Source organism: Salicibibacter cibarius (assembly GCF_016495725.1).
GTDB lineage: Bacteria > Bacillota > Bacilli > Bacillales > Marinococcaceae > Salicibibacter > Salicibibacter cibarius.
In genome coordinates, this window is the sequence record NZ_CP054705.1 from 1,154,570 (window position 1) to 1,170,475 (window position 15,906).

Annotated in this window: 16 protein-coding genes and 8 tRNA genes; 23 read left to right on the top strand and 1 reads right to left on the bottom strand. The window is 43.0% G+C overall.

Annotated elements, in window-relative coordinates; all coding sequences use genetic code 11:
* The first annotated feature begins 131 nt into the window (after positions 1-131).
* From HUG15_RS06085 to HUG15_RS06105, 5 genes are all read left to right on the top strand, one after another.
* Positions 132-464 carry an STAS domain-containing protein gene (locus HUG15_RS06085; RefSeq protein ID WP_200127807.1) on the top strand — a complete coding sequence of 111 codons (333 nt, stop codon included), beginning with the start codon at positions 132-134 and terminating at the stop codon, positions 462-464.
* Positions 461-949: an anti-sigma B factor RsbW gene (gene rsbW, locus HUG15_RS06090; RefSeq protein ID WP_200127808.1), complete on the top strand. Its 489-nt coding sequence runs from the start codon at positions 461-463 to the stop codon at positions 947-949. Before HUG15_RS06085 ends, rsbW begins: the two co-directional genes overlap by 4 nt.
* The gene (gene sigB, locus HUG15_RS06095; RefSeq protein WP_200127810.1) at positions 903-1,700 is read left to right on the top strand and encodes an RNA polymerase sigma factor SigB; all 798 of its coding nucleotides are present in this window, start codon (positions 903-905) and stop codon (positions 1,698-1,700) included. Before rsbW ends, sigB begins: the two co-directional genes overlap by 47 nt.
* Positions 1,700-2,314 (top strand): SpoIIE family protein phosphatase, encoded by a 615-nt coding sequence (locus HUG15_RS06100; protein ID WP_200127812.1) that lies wholly within the window; start codon positions 1,700-1,702, stop codon positions 2,312-2,314. The genes sigB and HUG15_RS06100 overlap by 1 nt, the downstream gene beginning before the upstream one ends.
* Before the next feature lie 84 nt (positions 2,315-2,398).
* Positions 2,399-4,573: a Tex family protein gene (locus HUG15_RS06105; RefSeq protein ID WP_200127814.1), complete on the top strand. Its 2,175-nt coding sequence runs from the start codon at positions 2,399-2,401 to the stop codon at positions 4,571-4,573.
* Positions 4,574-4,645: 72 nt separating this feature from the next.
* On the opposite strand, the gene cmpA is transcribed toward HUG15_RS06105, so the two are convergent.
* The gene (cmpA, locus tag HUG15_RS06110; RefSeq protein ID WP_114375086.1) at positions 4,646-4,768 is read right to left on the bottom strand and encodes a cortex morphogenetic protein CmpA; all 123 of its coding nucleotides are present in this window, start codon (positions 4,766-4,768) and stop codon (positions 4,646-4,648) included.
* Between the two features lie 107 nt (positions 4,769-4,875).
* On the opposite strand from cmpA, the gene HUG15_RS06115 reads away from it, so the two are divergent.
* From HUG15_RS06115 to HUG15_RS06200, 18 genes are all read left to right on the top strand, one after another.
* Positions 4,876-5,325, top strand: a complete 450-nt coding sequence (locus HUG15_RS06115) for a SprT family protein (RefSeq protein WP_200127816.1) — start codon at positions 4,876-4,878, stop codon at positions 5,323-5,325.
* Positions 5,326-5,473: 148 nt separating this feature from the next.
* Positions 5,474-5,548, top strand: a tRNA-Asn gene (locus HUG15_RS06120).
* A 2-nt stretch (positions 5,549-5,550) separates the two neighbouring features.
* A tRNA-Ser gene (locus HUG15_RS06125) sits at positions 5,551-5,641 on the top strand.
* 24 nt (positions 5,642-5,665) lie between these two features.
* A tRNA-Glu gene (locus HUG15_RS06130) sits at positions 5,666-5,740 on the top strand.
* Between the two features lie 4 nt (positions 5,741-5,744).
* Positions 5,745-5,820 (top strand) — tRNA-Val (locus HUG15_RS06135).
* Positions 5,821-5,861: 41 nt separating this feature from the next.
* Positions 5,862-5,937, top strand: a tRNA-Asp gene (locus HUG15_RS06140).
* A gap of 21 nt (positions 5,938-5,958) precedes the next feature.
* Positions 5,959-6,033, top strand: a tRNA-Gln gene (locus tag HUG15_RS06145).
* A 37-nt stretch (positions 6,034-6,070) separates the two neighbouring features.
* Positions 6,071-6,155, top strand: a tRNA-Leu gene (locus tag HUG15_RS06150).
* A gap of 5 nt (positions 6,156-6,160) precedes the next feature.
* Positions 6,161-6,248, top strand: a tRNA-Leu gene (locus HUG15_RS06155).
* Positions 6,249-7,935: 1,687 nt separating this feature from the next.
* Positions 7,936-8,127 carry a hypothetical protein gene (locus tag HUG15_RS06160; RefSeq protein ID WP_200127817.1) on the top strand — a complete coding sequence of 64 codons (192 nt, stop codon included), beginning with the start codon at positions 7,936-7,938 and terminating at the stop codon, positions 8,125-8,127.
* A 653-nt stretch (positions 8,128-8,780) separates the two neighbouring features.
* The gene (locus HUG15_RS06165) at positions 8,781-9,134 is read left to right on the top strand and encodes a PadR family transcriptional regulator (RefSeq protein ID WP_200127820.1); all 354 of its coding nucleotides are present in this window, start codon (positions 8,781-8,783) and stop codon (positions 9,132-9,134) included.
* The gene (locus HUG15_RS06170) at positions 9,121-9,783 is read left to right on the top strand and encodes a permease prefix domain 1-containing protein (protein WP_200127822.1); all 663 of its coding nucleotides are present in this window, start codon (positions 9,121-9,123) and stop codon (positions 9,781-9,783) included. Before HUG15_RS06165 ends, HUG15_RS06170 begins: the two co-directional genes overlap by 14 nt.
* A gap of 606 nt (positions 9,784-10,389) precedes the next feature.
* A complete protein-coding gene (locus HUG15_RS06175) occupies positions 10,390-11,943 on the top strand; it encodes a spore germination protein (RefSeq protein ID WP_200127824.1) in 1,554 nt (517 codons plus the stop codon).
* A gap of 12 nt (positions 11,944-11,955) precedes the next feature.
* Positions 11,956-13,149, top strand: coding sequence for a Ger(x)C family spore germination protein (locus HUG15_RS06180; RefSeq protein WP_200127826.1), 1,194 nt, complete (start codon positions 11,956-11,958; stop codon positions 13,147-13,149).
* Entirely contained in the window at positions 13,150-13,302 is a 153-nt protein-coding gene (locus HUG15_RS06185) for a hypothetical protein (protein WP_200127828.1), read from the top strand. It abuts the gene before it with no gap.
* 27 nt (positions 13,303-13,329) lie between these two features.
* Positions 13,330-14,430 carry a GerAB/ArcD/ProY family transporter gene (locus HUG15_RS06190; RefSeq protein WP_200127829.1) on the top strand — a complete coding sequence of 367 codons (1,101 nt, stop codon included), beginning with the start codon at positions 13,330-13,332 and terminating at the stop codon, positions 14,428-14,430.
* 181 nt (positions 14,431-14,611) lie between these two features.
* Positions 14,612-15,211, top strand: coding sequence for a class I SAM-dependent methyltransferase (locus tag HUG15_RS06195; RefSeq protein WP_200127831.1), 600 nt, complete (start codon positions 14,612-14,614; stop codon positions 15,209-15,211).
* Positions 15,212-15,329: 118 nt separating this feature from the next.
* Positions 15,330-15,857: a GrpB family protein gene (locus HUG15_RS06200; RefSeq protein WP_200127833.1), complete on the top strand. Its 528-nt coding sequence runs from the start codon at positions 15,330-15,332 to the stop codon at positions 15,855-15,857.
* Positions 15,858-15,906 lie beyond the last annotated feature (49 nt).

Here is a 15,906-nt window from a genome sequence, read left to right on the forward strand (position 1 = left end):
CGGATGATAGTATAAGAAAGACTTTGACTTTCGCCATGCTTGGCGATAAGTCAAGTTTTTCTAAGCTGCATTTATCTATTTTATACAAAAAAGAGATACCATCGCGAGAAGTCCATCAAGGAGGAAATAATATGAACTTGGATGTAAAGACAGAAACGCTGGGCAACGAGACGAAAATGTTCGTATCAGGGGAAATTGATGCTTATACAGCCCCGCAATTAAAAGAAGCATTAATGCCCTTGGTTGAGAAGCAGGAGCCAGCGGTCACCGTTGACTTGAGAGGCGTCGACTACATTGACAGCACAGGTCTCGGCATTTTTGTCGGTGCGCTGAAATCGACGGATCAGAATAATGGAACGTTACGTCTTGTATCCCTTAATGAGCGAGTGAAGCGTCTTTTTTCGATTACCGGGCTTGATGAAGTGATCGACATCGAGGAGCGAAGGGAGAGTGCCGGGAAATGACAGTGTATGAGGAGCTTATTGAAATGAAGGTGCCTGCAAAACCCGAATATGTAGGGGTTGTTAGACTGACGGTTTCAGGGGTTGCCAATCGTGTTGGTTACACTTATGATGAAATTGAGGATATTAAAGTCGCGATTGCCGAAGCTTGTACGAATGTCGTTGATCACGCTTACGATGATGAAGGTTTAATTTCTTTGCAGTTTCATGTCCATGATCAATTTGTCGAGTTCAAAATTGCGGACGATGGAACAAATGTAGATGTAGAGGAATTAAAAAAATACAGGGGTCCGATTCAGCCAGATGAGCCTATCCAGAAACTTAATGAAGGAGGGCTAGGCCTTTTCCTTATCGAAACATTAATGGATGACGTCGAAATTAGAAAAAACAAAGGCGTGGCCATTGTAATGAAGAAGTATTTTCAAAAGGATGGGGTAGCGCATGGGACCAACGGAATCGAAACAGAAACAATCAACAAACATCGATGAAGCGAACATTTACAAATGGATTGAAAGCTTTCAACAAGAACCGACAGAGGAGATTCAAACAGCGCTAATCCGTCACTACGACCCGCTCGTTCAATCGCTTGCGCGCAAATTCTCACGGAGCCAAGGGCACGATGACGACCTTTATCAAGTCGGTATGATCGGTTTACTTGCTGCGCTTCGCCGTTTCGACCCTGCCTATAAGCGCTCATTCGAGTCATTCGCCGTCCCCACGATTGTCGGTGAAATCAAGCGGTTTATCAGGGATAAAACGTGGAGTGTCCACGTGCCCCGACGAATAAAAGAGTTAGGGCCAAGGATCAAAAATGCTGTGGAAGAGTTAACGACTGAATACCAACGCTCGCCACAAGTGACTGAAATCGCCGCTCATTTGGAAGTTACGGAAGAAGAAGTGCTGGAAACGATGGAAATGGGAAAAAGCTATCAAGCGCTTTCCGTGGACCGTTCGATTGAAGCGGATACCGAAGGCAGTGAAGTAACGTTGTTGGACCTTGTTGGCTCAACGGAGGAAGGCTTTGAAAAGACCGATCAACGCCTTCTGTTGGAAAAGGCGTTTGCCGTGCTCACCGATCGTGAACAAGAAATTTTGCATTGTACCTATTTTGACAACCTTAGTCAAAAAGAGACAGGCGACCGTTTGGACATCTCGCAAATGCATGTCTCCCGTCTGCAACGGCGGGCACTGCATAAATTGCGTGATTCAATCCGCGTTGAACCATCGGAGTGTCTGTGATGGCCAACATTATCGAAGAGGACCATCTCAAAGGGAAAACAGTCGTATATCAAAAGGAAAAACAGGGATACTCGATATGTGGGGATGCTTACTACATGATTGAGAAAGATGGGTACTTTCTTGTTGCCATCGCCGATGGTCTCGGCAGCGGGGAGAATGCCAACCGCTCGGCCCGCATTGCCGTAAATATCATTAAAAAGCAACATGCCGGCACAAGCCTTGAAGGGTTGTTTTCCACCTGTAATGCAGCGCTCAGCAAAGAACGGGGCGTTGTGATGACGATTTTAAAAATCGATTATGATTCGAAAAGAATTTTGTATGGGAACATCGGAAACGTCGGTTGTATATTAACTATTGATGATGGGGTGTGCTATCGCCCGATCCCAGGTACCGGTTTCCTTGCCGGGCGTCGAATCACACCGAAAACATACGAATACCCTTTTGATTCGGAAGTTTCGTTTGTTTTATATTCCGATGGCGCAGAGGTACACAATATGAGAGATCGCTTTGTTCAATACGCTGCAGCACCTTCCGAGTTTGTGCAAAAAATGGTTGGCTCCAATGACGCTACACGCAAAGATGACATAACGATTATATCCGGGCATATGAAGTGAACAGGGAAACCGAGTAACCGTTTTGTCGTTCGCAGACAAGCGGTTTTTCGTATGGTTTAGTAAATTTTAAAAGGAGGATGACCGTTGGAAACTGTCACAATCGATACGGAAAAGACGATCGGGCGGATTGCCCGCGGTATATCAACGGAACAACGGTACGTAAAAGCCATTATTGATCTGCATGAGGATGGGAATACGATTCCTTTTATCGCCCGTTACCGGAAAGAACAAACCGGAAATGCGGATGAACTGAACATTCGCGAAGTGCTCGATCAGTGGCAATATGCGAATCAGCTTCACGATAGGCAGCAAGAGGTCCTTCGCTTAATCGACGAGCAAGGAAAACTTACTGATGAGTTAGCCGAAGCGGTTCAATCAGCGACCAAGCTACAAGATGTAGAGGACATCTATCGCCCTTACAAGCAAAAAAGACGCACAAAGGCTACGATTGCCAAAGAAAAGGGGTTGGAGCCTTTTGCAGAACGCCTTTTCCAATTGCCGCGCGAGATTGACGTGGAGCGGGAAGCGGATGCATACATAAATCCGGAGGAGGATCTTAACGACCGTGCCGCTGTATTGGAAGGAGCGAATAACATTATCGCGGAATGGACGGCAGACGATCCGACTGTTCGACAAACGATTCGGGAGTTGACATTTCAAAACGGACAGCTACAGACCGCACGCAAAAAAGATGCGGCAGACGAAGCCGGTACATACGAAATGTATTATGAATACGCCGAGCGGATAAATCGGATGCCTGAACATCGCATTTTAGCGGTGAACCGAGGAGAAAAGGATAACGTTCTAAAAGTGAATGTGGATGCAGATGATTCATTTTTAATTAATAAAATCGAAAATCTCGTCATTAAACGGTTTGGTTCACCGGCTGTCCCTGTCGTTCAGGAGGCAATAAAAGATGGATATAAACGTTTGATTGCCCCGGCTGTTGAACGAGAGATTCGAAATGAATTGACCGAAAAAGCGGAAACTCGGGCCATTCATGTATTTTCGGATAACCTGAAACAACTATTGCTGCAACCGCCATTCTTGGGAAAAATGGTCCTCGGCATTGACCCTGCCTATCGTACTGGTTGCAAATGGGCGGTTATTGATGAAACGGGAAAAATGTTGGAAACGGGTGTTTTTTATCCAACGCCCCCGAAAAATGAAAAAGAAAAAAGCGCAAAAGAGCTAGAAGCCTTGTTGAATAAGTACGATTGTAAGGTCATTGCCATCGGGAACGGAACGGCTTCACAGGAAACGGAATTGTTTGTTTCGGAGTTTTTATCCGAAACGGATTCAGATGCAGCGTATGTGATCATTAATGAGGCAGGTGCAAGTGTTTATTCTGCTTCAGAAATTGCCCGCGAGGAATTTCCTGACTTGGAAGTGGAGGAACGAAGCGCGATTTCGATCGCGAGACGACTTCAGGACCCCCTTTCCGAGCTTGTGAAAATCGATCCCCAATCGATTGGTGTCGGGCAGTATCAACATGATGTGAGTGCCAAATCACTGGGCAGTTCCCTTGATTTCGTTGTTGAGACGGCGGTCAATCAAGTGGGCGTCGATGTGAATACAGCTTCACAAAGCCTGCTTCAACATGTGTCGGGATTGAATAAAACGGTCGCGAACCAAATCGTCAAATACCGTGAAGACAACGGAAAGTACAATACGAGAAAGCAACTGAACGATGTCCCCCGCCTAGGGGCGAAAACATTTGAGCAAGCCGCCGGTTTTTTGCGGATTTCGGACGGGAACGAGCCGCTTGACCGAACGCCAATTCACCCGGAAAGCTATGCAGTTACCGAGCAATTGCTACAAGAAATGGATGTGCTCGAGAATGCTCTCGGGTCCAACACGATTCAGGAAAAAGTGGAACAACTTGATATCTCCGAGGCATCGAGACAATTGGATATTGGAGAAATGACGTTGCAAGATATCGCGAAGGCGTTGGCCCGTCCGAATCGTGACCCTCGTGAGGACTTGCCGCAACCATTGTTGAAAACGGGCGTTATGGCAATGGAGGATTTGGAGAAAGGAATGGAGCTTCAAGGGACCGTTCGGAATGTCGTTGATTTTGGCGCATTCATCGACGTCGGTGTGAAAGAAGATGGACTTGTGCATATCTCAAAGCTTGCCAATCGCTTCATAAAGCATCCGCAAGAGGTGGTTGCTGTCGGCGACATCGTTACCGTGTGGGTGGATGATGTTGATTTGAAAAAGGGAAGAATTGCTCTGACGATGAAAAAACCTGCGTGAGCGTCCGCAGGTTTTTTCATACCAAAATTGGAATTTGGAATGGTATGATGTATGAAAGGAATTTTTTCATCGTTATAGCGCCTGTTGGGCATTGCGTTTCAAATATGCGTACCAACATTGGTTAAGCATGACAATCTCATAGCGGTTTTTTTCAAAATAGGCTTTTTCCAATTGTTTTTTTAGCCAGTAAGGCACTTGAGATCCCTCCTTGTTCATGAGTCCTTAAAGGCTTTCATTTATTATATGTCGTGAGGCTTGTCAACGTTGAGCAAGATTTATCAGTTTCGGAAAGGACTAGAAAGATGAACGACGAACAACTGCAACGATTAACGGAAAGGTTGTCCGATCTTTATTTTAAGAAGCCTTTCCGGCATCAGACCCGCTTTAATTCACGGTTAAGAACGACCGGCGGGCGCTATATGCTTGCGAGCCATGATATCGAAATTAACCCTAAGCATGAAGAGCACTTCGGCCGTGAAGAACTAAAGTCGATTATCAAACATGAATTGTGTCATTATCACCTTCATTTAGAAGGCAAGGGCTACCAACATAAGGACAAGGATTTTAAACATTTGCTAAAAAAAGTGGGCGGCTCCAGGCATTGTCAAACAGTTCCCGGCATGAGGAGAACGTTGCCGGTTAAATATTATTATCAATGTGAAGGGTGTGGCCATGTTTATCCTCGGAAGCGAGCGATGGACACGAACCGGTATGTTTGCGGGGTTTGCAGCGGGAAGCTAAAAAAATCATGAAAGAGCATTGACGACACTTTATTCCTATGGTATATTATAAAAGGTCGCTTGAAGCGGAATACATAGGTTCAAACGTTTGCAATTATGAGTTGACAAGCGCGTTCAATTCATGTACTATCTTATTTGTCATTAATGAACTGAACCACATTCCACAGTAGCTCAGTGGTAGAGCAACCGGCTGTTAACCGGTAGGTCGCTGGTTCGAATCCGGCCTGTGGAGCCAGCGGAGAAGTACTCAAGTGGCTGAAGAGGCGCCCCTGCTAAGGGTGTAGGTCGCGCAAGCGACGCGAGGGTTCAAATCCCTCCTTCTCCGCCATTCCAGAATACAGAGTTCAGATATGGCCCGTTGGTCAAGGGGTTAAGACACCGCCCTTTCACGGCGGTAACGCGGGTTCGAATCCCGCACGGGTCACCATCTCGGAGGGTTAGCTCAGTTGGGAGAGCATCTGCCTTACAAGCAGGGGGTCGGCGGTTCGAGCCCGTCACCCTCCACCATGTCTTCCACGGTTTAGGGAAGGAAAAGGTATATTAATCAAGGGCCTGTGGTGTAGCGGTTAACATGCCTGCCTGTCACGCAGGAGATCGCGGGTTCGATTCCCGTCAGGCCCGCCATTTTATTTTTACTTTTACTGTTGGGCCATAGCCAAGCGGTAAGGCATCAGGTTTTGGTCCTGAGATGCGCTGGTTCGAATCCAGCTGGCCCAGCCAATAAATCCCCTCATGAACGGATGAGGACGTTGCACAAGCGGGTGTGGCGGAATCGGCAGACGCGCTAGATTTAGGATCTAGTGTCTTACGACGTGTGGGTTCAAGTCCCACCGCCCGCACCATTCTCGCGGTCGTGGCGGAATGGCAGACGCGCTAGGTTGAGGGCCTAGTGGGAGTTAAATCCCGTGGTGGTTCAAGTCCACTCGACCGCACCAACATAAACACTGACACACCAACACTTCGAGCGTGTTGGTTTTTTTCGTTTTGTGATAAAAAGTCGTTCCATGAGTGTATGTTTTTCACTTCGTTGTCAATTTGATTGATTGTTGCCTTAAGAGATACCGATGTTTTTAATTTCTGTAGTCGCCGAATTGATCATGATCGTTTGTTCAAAGAGTTGATTCAGCAATTCTTTGAGGCTTTATGATTCAAAAAAATAAAGAGGAACCCAATTCATTTAAAATGAATTTGCCCTTTTTCGTAGATTGTGGCTCTCCATTAAAATCTATCGTTGACGTCAGTGAATAGTAATGGTGATAACACGAGCTAGTGCAACGTTTCAAAAATTTCATGCACAAAAATCCAGCCAAACGCTGATCAGCCACGGCAACTGAGGACTCAAAATGCGGTTTTAAACCCTGTTGAGTCCTCAAACCAGTCAACTGAGGACTCAAAATGCGGTTTTAAACCCTGTTGAGTCCTCAAACCAGTCAACTGAGGACTCAAAATGCGGTTTTAAACCCTGTTGAGTCCTCAAACCAGTCAACTGAGGACTCAAAATGCGGTTTTAAACCCTGTTGAGTCCTCAAACCAGTCAACTGAGGACTTAAAATGCGGTTTTAAACCCCGCAGAGTCCTCAGATCAGTCAACCGAGGACTCAAAATGCGGTTTTAAACCCCGCAGAGTCCTCAGACCAGTCAACCGAGGACTCAAAATATAATTTTTGACCCCGCTAAGTCTACAAAGAATCGGGAGATATTTGAATAGGCGTTTTGATAAGAACTTCTGATATAGACTACTAACGGAGAAAACACGGATACTGATGTGGGAAAGCGCAGCGGGAAGACCCCGCAGAAAAAAGCGAACGTCTCTTTTGCAGGTAAGAATCAACTTTCTTACCTGTATGAGTACAACTAAGGCTTTTCGCCGTAAAAGCTTGACGAAAAGCCAAGTTTTCTAACGAGGAGGTTGAGCGCAAGTTCACGGAAAACGTCGTGTTTTTTCGTAACAGTTACCATAGCTCGTACTTACACTATTTGTCAGCTATAGATTTTAGTGTTGACCTCAGATTATTGGTTTAAGATTGTAGATGAAATGTGGATTAAGTGTAGATGCAAGTGAAGCCGCTGAAAGATGTTGGGGATGTGGCTGTGAGATCGGCTGGAACGTTGTCACATTGTTCCTAAAGCGCTAGGGATGACTCTGCTGGTAACACCAAATGGACATAGACCTTTTGTTCAGGTTTTCCTTTTTGTCTTTGGCGAGTGAAATAATTAAACAGAAATTTCAGTATTAAATTATGCGACACTAGTGAATGGAAGGTTCCTTTCGCTCTGTCATGCAAAGGAGCCCTTTTTTTCAAAAGTTGTGTAAAGCAGAGCATAATGGTTCCATGCAAATAAAGATTCAAATAGTTGGTTGCAATGAACAACAACTTTGATGGTCTCTTAATCGCAAATATGACGTACGACGAGACAGCCTATGGGGTATTGGAAATGAACGAAATGCGTTCCACCTTTTTCGAGTACACCTTCTCCGGCTTCAATGGCGAGTGAACGAACTTGAAATGACATATTTTACATACGTAATCAAATAGTTTAAAATGAAATATAGTTGTAATGAAAATGTAATGTAAAAATTAACTTAACAAAGATTAAGGTAAATGGAAAGGGGAAGAAGGGATGGACCAACTGGAATGTGTGATGGAAGTTCAACGCCGAGCGGATAATCTACTGAAAAATACAGTGACGAATGAACATGACGTTTATTCTCATGCGATTAATGATTTCATGAATGAACAAAGACAGTATATGCCCACGGATAAGGCTGATCATCTTCATGCCTTTTTACTCCATAATTTTGGTATTGAATAGCCATAACATATGGTTTTAGTAAATAATTACATAAAATGTGAGGGGGAGGAAAGATCAAGGAGATTTTAAAATATTAAGGAGAAGTAAAAATGAAAGGGGGTATTTGTGAATTTTATTATAAACGCTGTATTGTTGTTGAGATTAAGTTAAATAGCTTTAGCTTTTACTCTCCAATTTGACACCCAACCGGATGTTTTTGATAACTGGCTGACGAATGAAGGTGCTGAAATCGAATATTGCCCTTGGGATATCAGCGTGAGCCAATGGCGTAAGAAGTTGTGAATAAAGGTTCCGATAGGCATCTTGGTTATCTTGGTAATAATAACCTTAATACATTTTTTAGATCGGTAAAGGAAACAAACAACAAAAAATAACAGAAAAATGTGAAAATAAATTACACTTATAAAACATTTGGTGATGATGAGATTCTTTTGTATTTGCGTCAATTGGATTATTAACTCATAGGCGCTTGTTGAAGATCAAAAGTTTGTTAAAGGAAAAAAGTAAATGGGACGGCATCATTTATGTGCGCATTCTCCTTCTTCAGGGAATGCTTTTTTAATGGTGAAAAAATCGAGTAATATTTTTTCACAAATATTACATTGACACAAATAGTAATATCACATATGATGTATTTCAGGAGGTGATGATGCTTGGCTTCTACAATTTCAACAGACCTCATCCGTGGCCATACAGTGACGATTATTCTGAATATCCTTCGTCAGGGTGATAGCTATGGGTATGACATCTATAAAAAAATCATTGAGTTGAGTGGAAATCAATACGAGCTGAAGGAAGCAACCTTATATACAGCTTTTCGGCGTTTAGAGAAGGAGGGTTACATCCTTTCTTATTGGGGGGACGAAACGCAAGGAGGCAGGCGTAAATATTATCGTATTACTGCAGAAGGAGAAGAACGTTATGAGCAAAGCAAAAAAGACTGGGATTTTGCCAAAGGTGTTTTAGATCAATTGATAAAAGGAGGGCTTGATGATGGCGAAAAATAAAACTCATTTGGATCGTAAAATCCAAAATTATATTGATGATCTTTTTGCAGACATTGGCGGGAGCCAAGAGCTATTTGATATGAAAGAAGAGCTTTCTACAAACTTGAAAGAAAAAATTGCAGATTATAAGTCACGAGGGTTAAAGGAAGATGAAGCATTTAAAGAAGCCGTCATTTCAATGGGGGATTTAAACGGGCTGGTCGATGATATGCGGAAACATGGCCGGGAGGAAGCGAAAAAATCCGTTTATTCTACGAAAGCCGCACGCATTTCAACCGCTGGGTTGATTGCAGGTACGGTACTTGTATTATTCGGGTTCTTTAATTCGCTCATGCTTTTTTTCATGGATGTACCTAATGTTGCAGTGGTTGGGCCATTGATTTTCATTGTCGCAGGTGGTGCCTTGCTAACGTATAGCGTCTTAACGAGAAAAACCTCCAAAAGATACGCGATGAACAAAATCCGCGCTTCTCTTTATGCCTTGGCTATGGGGATTATGCTTTTTAGCTTCTATGTAGCCGGCTCTTCCGGGTTTGCTACCGGAGAAATGTTTACTGCCATTTCCTCGTTTATGATCTTTTTTATCGCAGGCATTGGTCTGTTCTTAGGTTTAGTGCTTACAGGAACGAATCGTCGTAAAGATGATTAAGAAAAGAAAAAAAGGGTTTTCTTGTGAAAACATCCATTGCTCCCGGAATACCAACTTACTGCGCAATTCTATAATTACATGAATTGCGCTTAATTCTTTATAAGTCTTTAATTGCCGAAATGGTGTTAAAAACGGAACCGGAATTTATGGATGCCAAAATGCGTCTGCAAAGGCGATATTTCCAAAGCCTAATAGATACATCAACACATAGAGCGTGTTGATATTTTTTAGTAGGCAAAAAAGTATAAAGCAACTTTCTTACCTGCATAGGTTGTGCGAAGCCTTTTCGCTATAAAAATTTGGCGAAAAGCCAAGCTTGCTAAATAGATAGTATTCCATGGAGTGACGGGATTCTTGGAAAATAATTTATACTGACTAAATTCTAAGGAGGATCCTTTGTCTTCGTTTTCATATGGGGGTTGATTTATCCCCATTAGTTTGCAGCATTTTTGCATCTTCGCTTGTCCCTTCTCTACATAACGAAAATGTTGGAGATTGAACATGTGAAGTGCTTAAAGTTCGCAAAATAGGTTTTCGTATAAAATTTACTTATTTCCACAAACATAAGTAGAGAAACTAACCATATGGCATCCAGGGTGAAAAAGCATGATCTTCATGAAACGAAAATTTAAGAAACAAAAATCGGAAAGGAACCTTTTGAAAGCAAGTCTTTCTAAAAACATTGCCCAAGTGAAGAAAGCGCTTGGCAATAGTTCCGATGTCATTATCAGAGAAGTGAAACTTGGCGAGAAAGAACAGATAAATGCTGCCTTTATTTTTATGGAGACATTAGCTGATACACAGCTTATTCAAGAATCCATCTTGAAAACGTTGATGGTAGACATAGGAAATGTTGATTTGGATACGGAGGCCACGACTGATAAAGATCGGTTAAAAGTATTGATGGACAGCGTTTTGACGGTTGCTGATGTTCATGTATGCACGGATTTTCAAACCCTTTACCTTAAAGTATTGTCCGGCGATACGGTTATAATCGTAGACGGATGCGAGCAAGGATTGATCGCAGGAACAAAGAGTTTAGAGGGCGATCGCGCGGTGTCCGAACCTACCCAACAAAATGTAGTTCGTGGGCCACAAGATGCGTTTGTCGAGACGTTGAAGGTTAACCTATCCCTTATCAGGAAAAAAATTAAATCTCCGAACCTTAGGGTGAAAACGAAAACGATCGGGGTAGTCACACAAACGGAGGTCTCTGTCCTCTATATTCACGGCATTGCGAATGACAAAGTCGTACAAGAAGCTCATGAGCGATTGGATAAGATCGACATAGACGCCATTTTCGAAAGCGGATATATTGAAGAACTCATTCAAGATGAAGTCCGTACGCCTTTTCCCACAATATATAATTCCGAGCGTCCGGATGTCATTGCTGCTGGTTTGATGGAAGGAAGGGTGGCGATCGTGGTGGACGGCACCCCTTTTGTCCTCCTTGTACCCGCGTTGTTTACGCAGTTTTACCAAGCGGCCGAAGACTATTATCAACGTTCCGATATCGCGACGTTGCTTCGACTCTTGCGCCTCATGGCTTTGTTTATTTCTTTGCTTGGCCCTTCTGTTTATGTTGCCATGAGCACGTTTCATATCGAGGCACTTCCTCATGTGTTACTCGTCAGTTTAGCAGCTCAACAAGAAGGCATCCCCTTTCCTGTCGTTGTAGAAGCGCTCATTATGGAGACCATGTTTGAAATGTTGAGGGAGGCTGGTTTGCGCATGCCTAAGCCGATGGGAGAGGCGGTTTCTATTGTGGGGGCATTGGTCATTGGGCTTGCCGCTGTGGAAGCGGGGTTGGTTTCGGCTGCGATGGTTGTCGTCGTGTCTGCAACAGCGATTGCCAGTTTTATCACACCCGCTTATAATATGGCCATTTCGATTCGGATGCTTCGCTTTGTCATCATGGCTTTCGCCGCCTCTTTTGGCATGTTTGGGATTATCGTTTGTCTGATTGCCCTTGGTCTTCATTTATGTAGTTTGCGTTCATTTGGGGTGCCGTATATGAGTCCGATGGCGCCTTATATTCCTGATGATCAGAAGGATTCGATTTTACGGATGCCGCAATGGCGAATGCATTCGCGCCCCCATTTGATTAGTCAGACAAATGTTATTCGCGAGCAGACCCCACGGCCTAGATCTAAAGGGTAGGAGAGTTACGAGTTGAAACAAAAAGATTATATGGTTGCGCTTACACTGCTGCTTTTTATCGGTGTGGCAGGTTGTTGGAATAATATGGAGTTGCCAGATTTGGCCATTGTCATGGCTTTGGGTATCGATCAAACCGATGATGGTTATCGAATGTCCATTCAGGTCCTTGATCCTATAGAGATTGATCCCCTTCGTGAAGGAGGGGGACAAGACACTTCTGTTACTGTCTATCAAGCGGAAGGGGTGACCATCCAGGAAGCTATTCGCAAATTGCATACGAAAGTGCCAAGGCGAGTAAATGTGTCTCACACCCAAGTCATCGTTATTGGAGAAACCCTGGCCAAAGAGGGGGTCAGGGATACATTGGATCTCTTTGTTAGGGATCATGAATTCCCTCCTTACATGTTGATGGCGATCAGCCGTGGGATCGAAGCTCAAGATGTTGTGAGCGTTCTTACTCCTATTGAAACAATCCCGGCAGATCAATTACGAGCATCGCTTGAAACGAACGCAGAAGTTTGGGGAACTACGATAGTGGTTAATATCAATGATCTTGTGGATCATGTTAACAGTAATGATCAAGAAGCCGTTGTCAGCGGGATACAAGTGCTCGGAGATGCGAAAAAAGGAGAGGTGACGGAAAATCTGGAAAGCAGTAAAGCTTTTACCTCCCTTAATTATGACGGGCTTGCCGTATTTAAAGACGATCGATTGGAAGGATGGCTCAATGAAGAGGAAAGCCAAGGATACAACTACGCGCAAGGGAACATCACCAGTACGGTTATAAATGTGCCATGTGGAGAAGAGGGGCACATTTCGCTAGAGCAACTTCGCATGAATGAAGACAGCACGAGCAATATAAAAAATGAGCACCCCCATATTGAAGTAAACATAAGCCTCCAGGCAAACATATCAGACGTAGAATGTGGCATGGACATAACGAAACCGGCGTCTGTTTCTCGGCTCGAAGCCGCTGCCGAAGGCGTGGTGGAGAAGAAAATGGCAGCAGCGATCGAAAAAGCACAAACCGGAGTTCAAGCGGATATTTTTGGGTTTGGACATGTGATTTATCGGGAGCATCCAGACGTGTGGAAACAAATCGAAGATGATTGGGACAACCATTTTGTCGATTTGCCTGTTAACTTAAATGTAGATGTTCAACTTTTACAAACCGGAGAGATTGATGATTTATATGAAGAGGAGTGAATGTCCATAATGATTGCAGTGACGCTTGCCATTGCTGTTGTCATAGCGATCATCGAAGTTCCTTATCTCGTGAAAAACACATTCATAAAAGAAATATGCTTGTTTGCGATACTTTTATGCATAGCGATTGTCCTGAGTATCGTTCATGAATAAAAATGGATCATTTAAGAAGGGAAGGCTATGTTGGAAAAAGGAAAAATTAGTCTGCGGCAATTTTCGGTCTTAGTCATTTTAATTACAGTAGGCGGATCTATGATTAATGCGCCTGCGTTTATCGCTGCATATGCCAAACAAGATGCTTGGTTGGTCCCTTTTATAGGAATGGGCGTTGGATTATTGATGGCATGGCTCTATACATCGTTAAAGTCTATGTTTCCGGACCAAACGTTAGTGGAATATAGTGAACGTATATTGGGGAAATGGATGGGGAAAGCCCTCTCGCTCGTATTTATTTTGCACTTCTTCGTTACGTCTGCGTTGTTACTTAGACTAGGCAGCGATTTTATCATTGTGCAGATTTTGATGGAAACGCCCCTTGAAGTGATTCATATTCTGTTTGTGCTTATTGTCGTCATGGGTGTGGGGCTTGGCATTGAAACGCTGGCTCGAATGGGTGAATTGGTTTTGCCCGTATTGTTTTTGCTCATTCTTGTTCTCTTCTTAGGTAACATTACTAATATAGAGATCCGAAATCTCCAACCGATGCTTGTAGAAGGCCTGTCCCCGGTTCTGAAAGGGACCCTGGTGTTTACCAATATTACATTTTTTGAACTTGTTTATTTAATGATCCTTCCGCGGGTGAACCGAGTAAAAGGCATTTATCCGGCATTTGCCAAAGGAATCCTCATTGGTGGGGGTGTTTTATGGGCAGGGGTTTTCAGTGCAGTTAGTGTGCTAGGTGTTGATGCTACTGTACGATCGATTTATCCTAGCTATACATTGGCGAAAAGCATAAGCATTGCCAATATTATCGAAGGTATTGAAGTGTTTATCACGATCCTTTGGATCGTCACAACCTATTTTAAATTGGCCCTTTATTTTTATGCAGCCGTTGTCGGACTAGCCCAGACCTTCGAGTTGCGAACATATCGAGCAGTGCTGTTGCCTCTTGGCATGATATTAGTTATCTTAGCCGTTGTTATCAGCCCGAATGAAGTTGTTTTTATGACCCTTATGAAGAGCCGTTCCTGGTTTTATTACAGCGCCGTAGTTGCTTTGCTAATCCCTTTGATTTTGTTTTTCGTCGCTAAAGTTCGTAAAAAGCAGGATTGGAATGGATAGCTCAATATCACCGTTCAAAAGGCTGGATTGTTAAGAAAGTTTTATGTATCATTAAGAAATAAGTATGGAGGATTTCCAACCGTCGTATTGTTACCAGCAGCTGGCATAGTCGAATTTATTATCTTAATATTCTCAATGAAATTGATCAGCATACTACATGAACAGGAGATTGAGGGTTGATATGGATCGTCAATCATTAATTAAAAAGTTTGATAAGCAGGCAAAAAAATACGATAAAAGACGTAAAAACGGTCAGGCTTATAAGTTTCGCCGACGAATTTTTCAAGAAGCCAATGGAAAGGTTTTGGAAGTTGCCATTGGTTCTGGACTTAATTTTCCTTTCTACAATAGAGAAATTGAATTGACAGGCTTGGATTTTAGTCATGAAATGTTGAAAACAGCACAGAATGCGGCAAAAAATTATCCTTTTAAAACGACCCTTATACAAACAGATGTTGAGACAGCTGAATTTAACGAAAACAGCTTTGATACCATCATATCTTCTGCCAGTTTATGCGCCTATCAAGAACCCGTTAATGTCCTAAATAGCTTTCAAAAATGGTGTAAGCCAGAAGGGAAAATACTAATGATGGAGCATGGCATTAGTGCAAACAAACCGTTAGCATGGTTGCAAAAATCTTTGGATCCATTGGCATTAAAGGTTGTAGGGTGCCATCAAAACAGAAATATTTCTGAAATTGTAAAAAAGTCGTATTTAAAAATTAACAGAGAAGAGCGTTATCTGGCAGGTTATTTATATTTAATATGGGCTAAACCATAAGGTTTTTCCTTAATCTTAAAACATCTATATGATTTATTCGTTCATGTTGAACCGATGGCTTCTTACCAATCAACATTTAATGAGGAGCAAAATTTGATTATGTTGAGGTGATTGATGCATGAGAAAGGCTGAAATAACTCCCTATAACAATCATTGGCCTATGATGTTTTCTAAAGAGGCCAATAAATTACACACCATATTTGGTTCTGAAATCATTCAAATTCATCATATTGGCAGTACCTCAGTGAAAGGATTAAAAGCAAAACCAGTTATTGATATAATGCCTGTCGTAAAGAGCATTAGTCAGATTGATCGATATAACTCGGCAATGATCGATATTGGCTACGAACCGAAAGGAGAACACGGAATACAAGGGCGGCGTTTTTTCCAAAAGGGAGGGGAGGAGCGTACTCATCATGTGCACGTTTATGAGTCAGGCAGTTCTAATATTGAACGCCACCTAGCATTCCGTGACTACTTGCGAACGCATCCTGAAGTTTTGAAAAAATATGCGGATGTAAAAGAAGATTTGTCCAAGCGTTTTCTTTATGACGTTGCCTCATATACCAGGGAAAAGGAACAATTAGTATTGGAAATTGAAAGCAAAGCATTGGCTTGGCACAAAACTCAAAATGAATTACAGTAATAGGGAATGAGGGTGTGATCCTGCATAGTTCCGAATATTCCCTGATTAA

Excerpts from the sequence above, each read along its gene's own strand:
- HUG15_RS06185 (WP_200127828.1), top strand. The coding sequence starts at position 13,150 with ATGTCCATAATGATTGCAGTGACGCTTGCCATTGCTGTTGTCATAGCG.
- rsbW (WP_200127808.1), top strand. The coding sequence starts at position 461 with ATGACAGTGTATGAGGAGCTTATTGAAATGAAGGTGCCTGCAAAACCC.
- HUG15_RS06195 (WP_200127831.1), top strand. The coding sequence starts at position 14,612 with ATGGATCGTCAATCATTAATTAAAAAGTTTGATAAGCAGGCAAAAAAA.
- HUG15_RS06100 (WP_200127812.1), top strand. The coding sequence starts at position 1,700 with ATGGCCAACATTATCGAAGAGGACCATCTCAAAGGGAAAACAGTCGTA.
- sigB (WP_200127810.1), top strand. The coding sequence starts at position 903 with ATGGGACCAACGGAATCGAAACAGAAACAATCAACAAACATCGATGAA.
- HUG15_RS06170 (WP_200127822.1), top strand. The coding sequence starts at position 9,121 with ATGGCGAAAAATAAAACTCATTTGGATCGTAAAATCCAAAATTATATT.
- HUG15_RS06160 (WP_200127817.1), top strand. The coding sequence starts at position 7,936 with ATGGACCAACTGGAATGTGTGATGGAAGTTCAACGCCGAGCGGATAAT.
- HUG15_RS06200 (WP_200127833.1), top strand. The coding sequence starts at position 15,330 with ATGAGAAAGGCTGAAATAACTCCCTATAACAATCATTGGCCTATGATG.
- HUG15_RS06085 (WP_200127807.1), top strand. The coding sequence starts at position 132 with ATGAACTTGGATGTAAAGACAGAAACGCTGGGCAACGAGACGAAAATG.
- HUG15_RS06190 (WP_200127829.1), top strand. The coding sequence starts at position 13,330 with ATGTTGGAAAAAGGAAAAATTAGTCTGCGGCAATTTTCGGTCTTAGTC.
- HUG15_RS06175 (WP_200127824.1), top strand. The coding sequence starts at position 10,390 with ATGATCTTCATGAAACGAAAATTTAAGAAACAAAAATCGGAAAGGAAC.
- HUG15_RS06115 (WP_200127816.1), top strand. The coding sequence starts at position 4,876 with ATGAACGACGAACAACTGCAACGATTAACGGAAAGGTTGTCCGATCTT.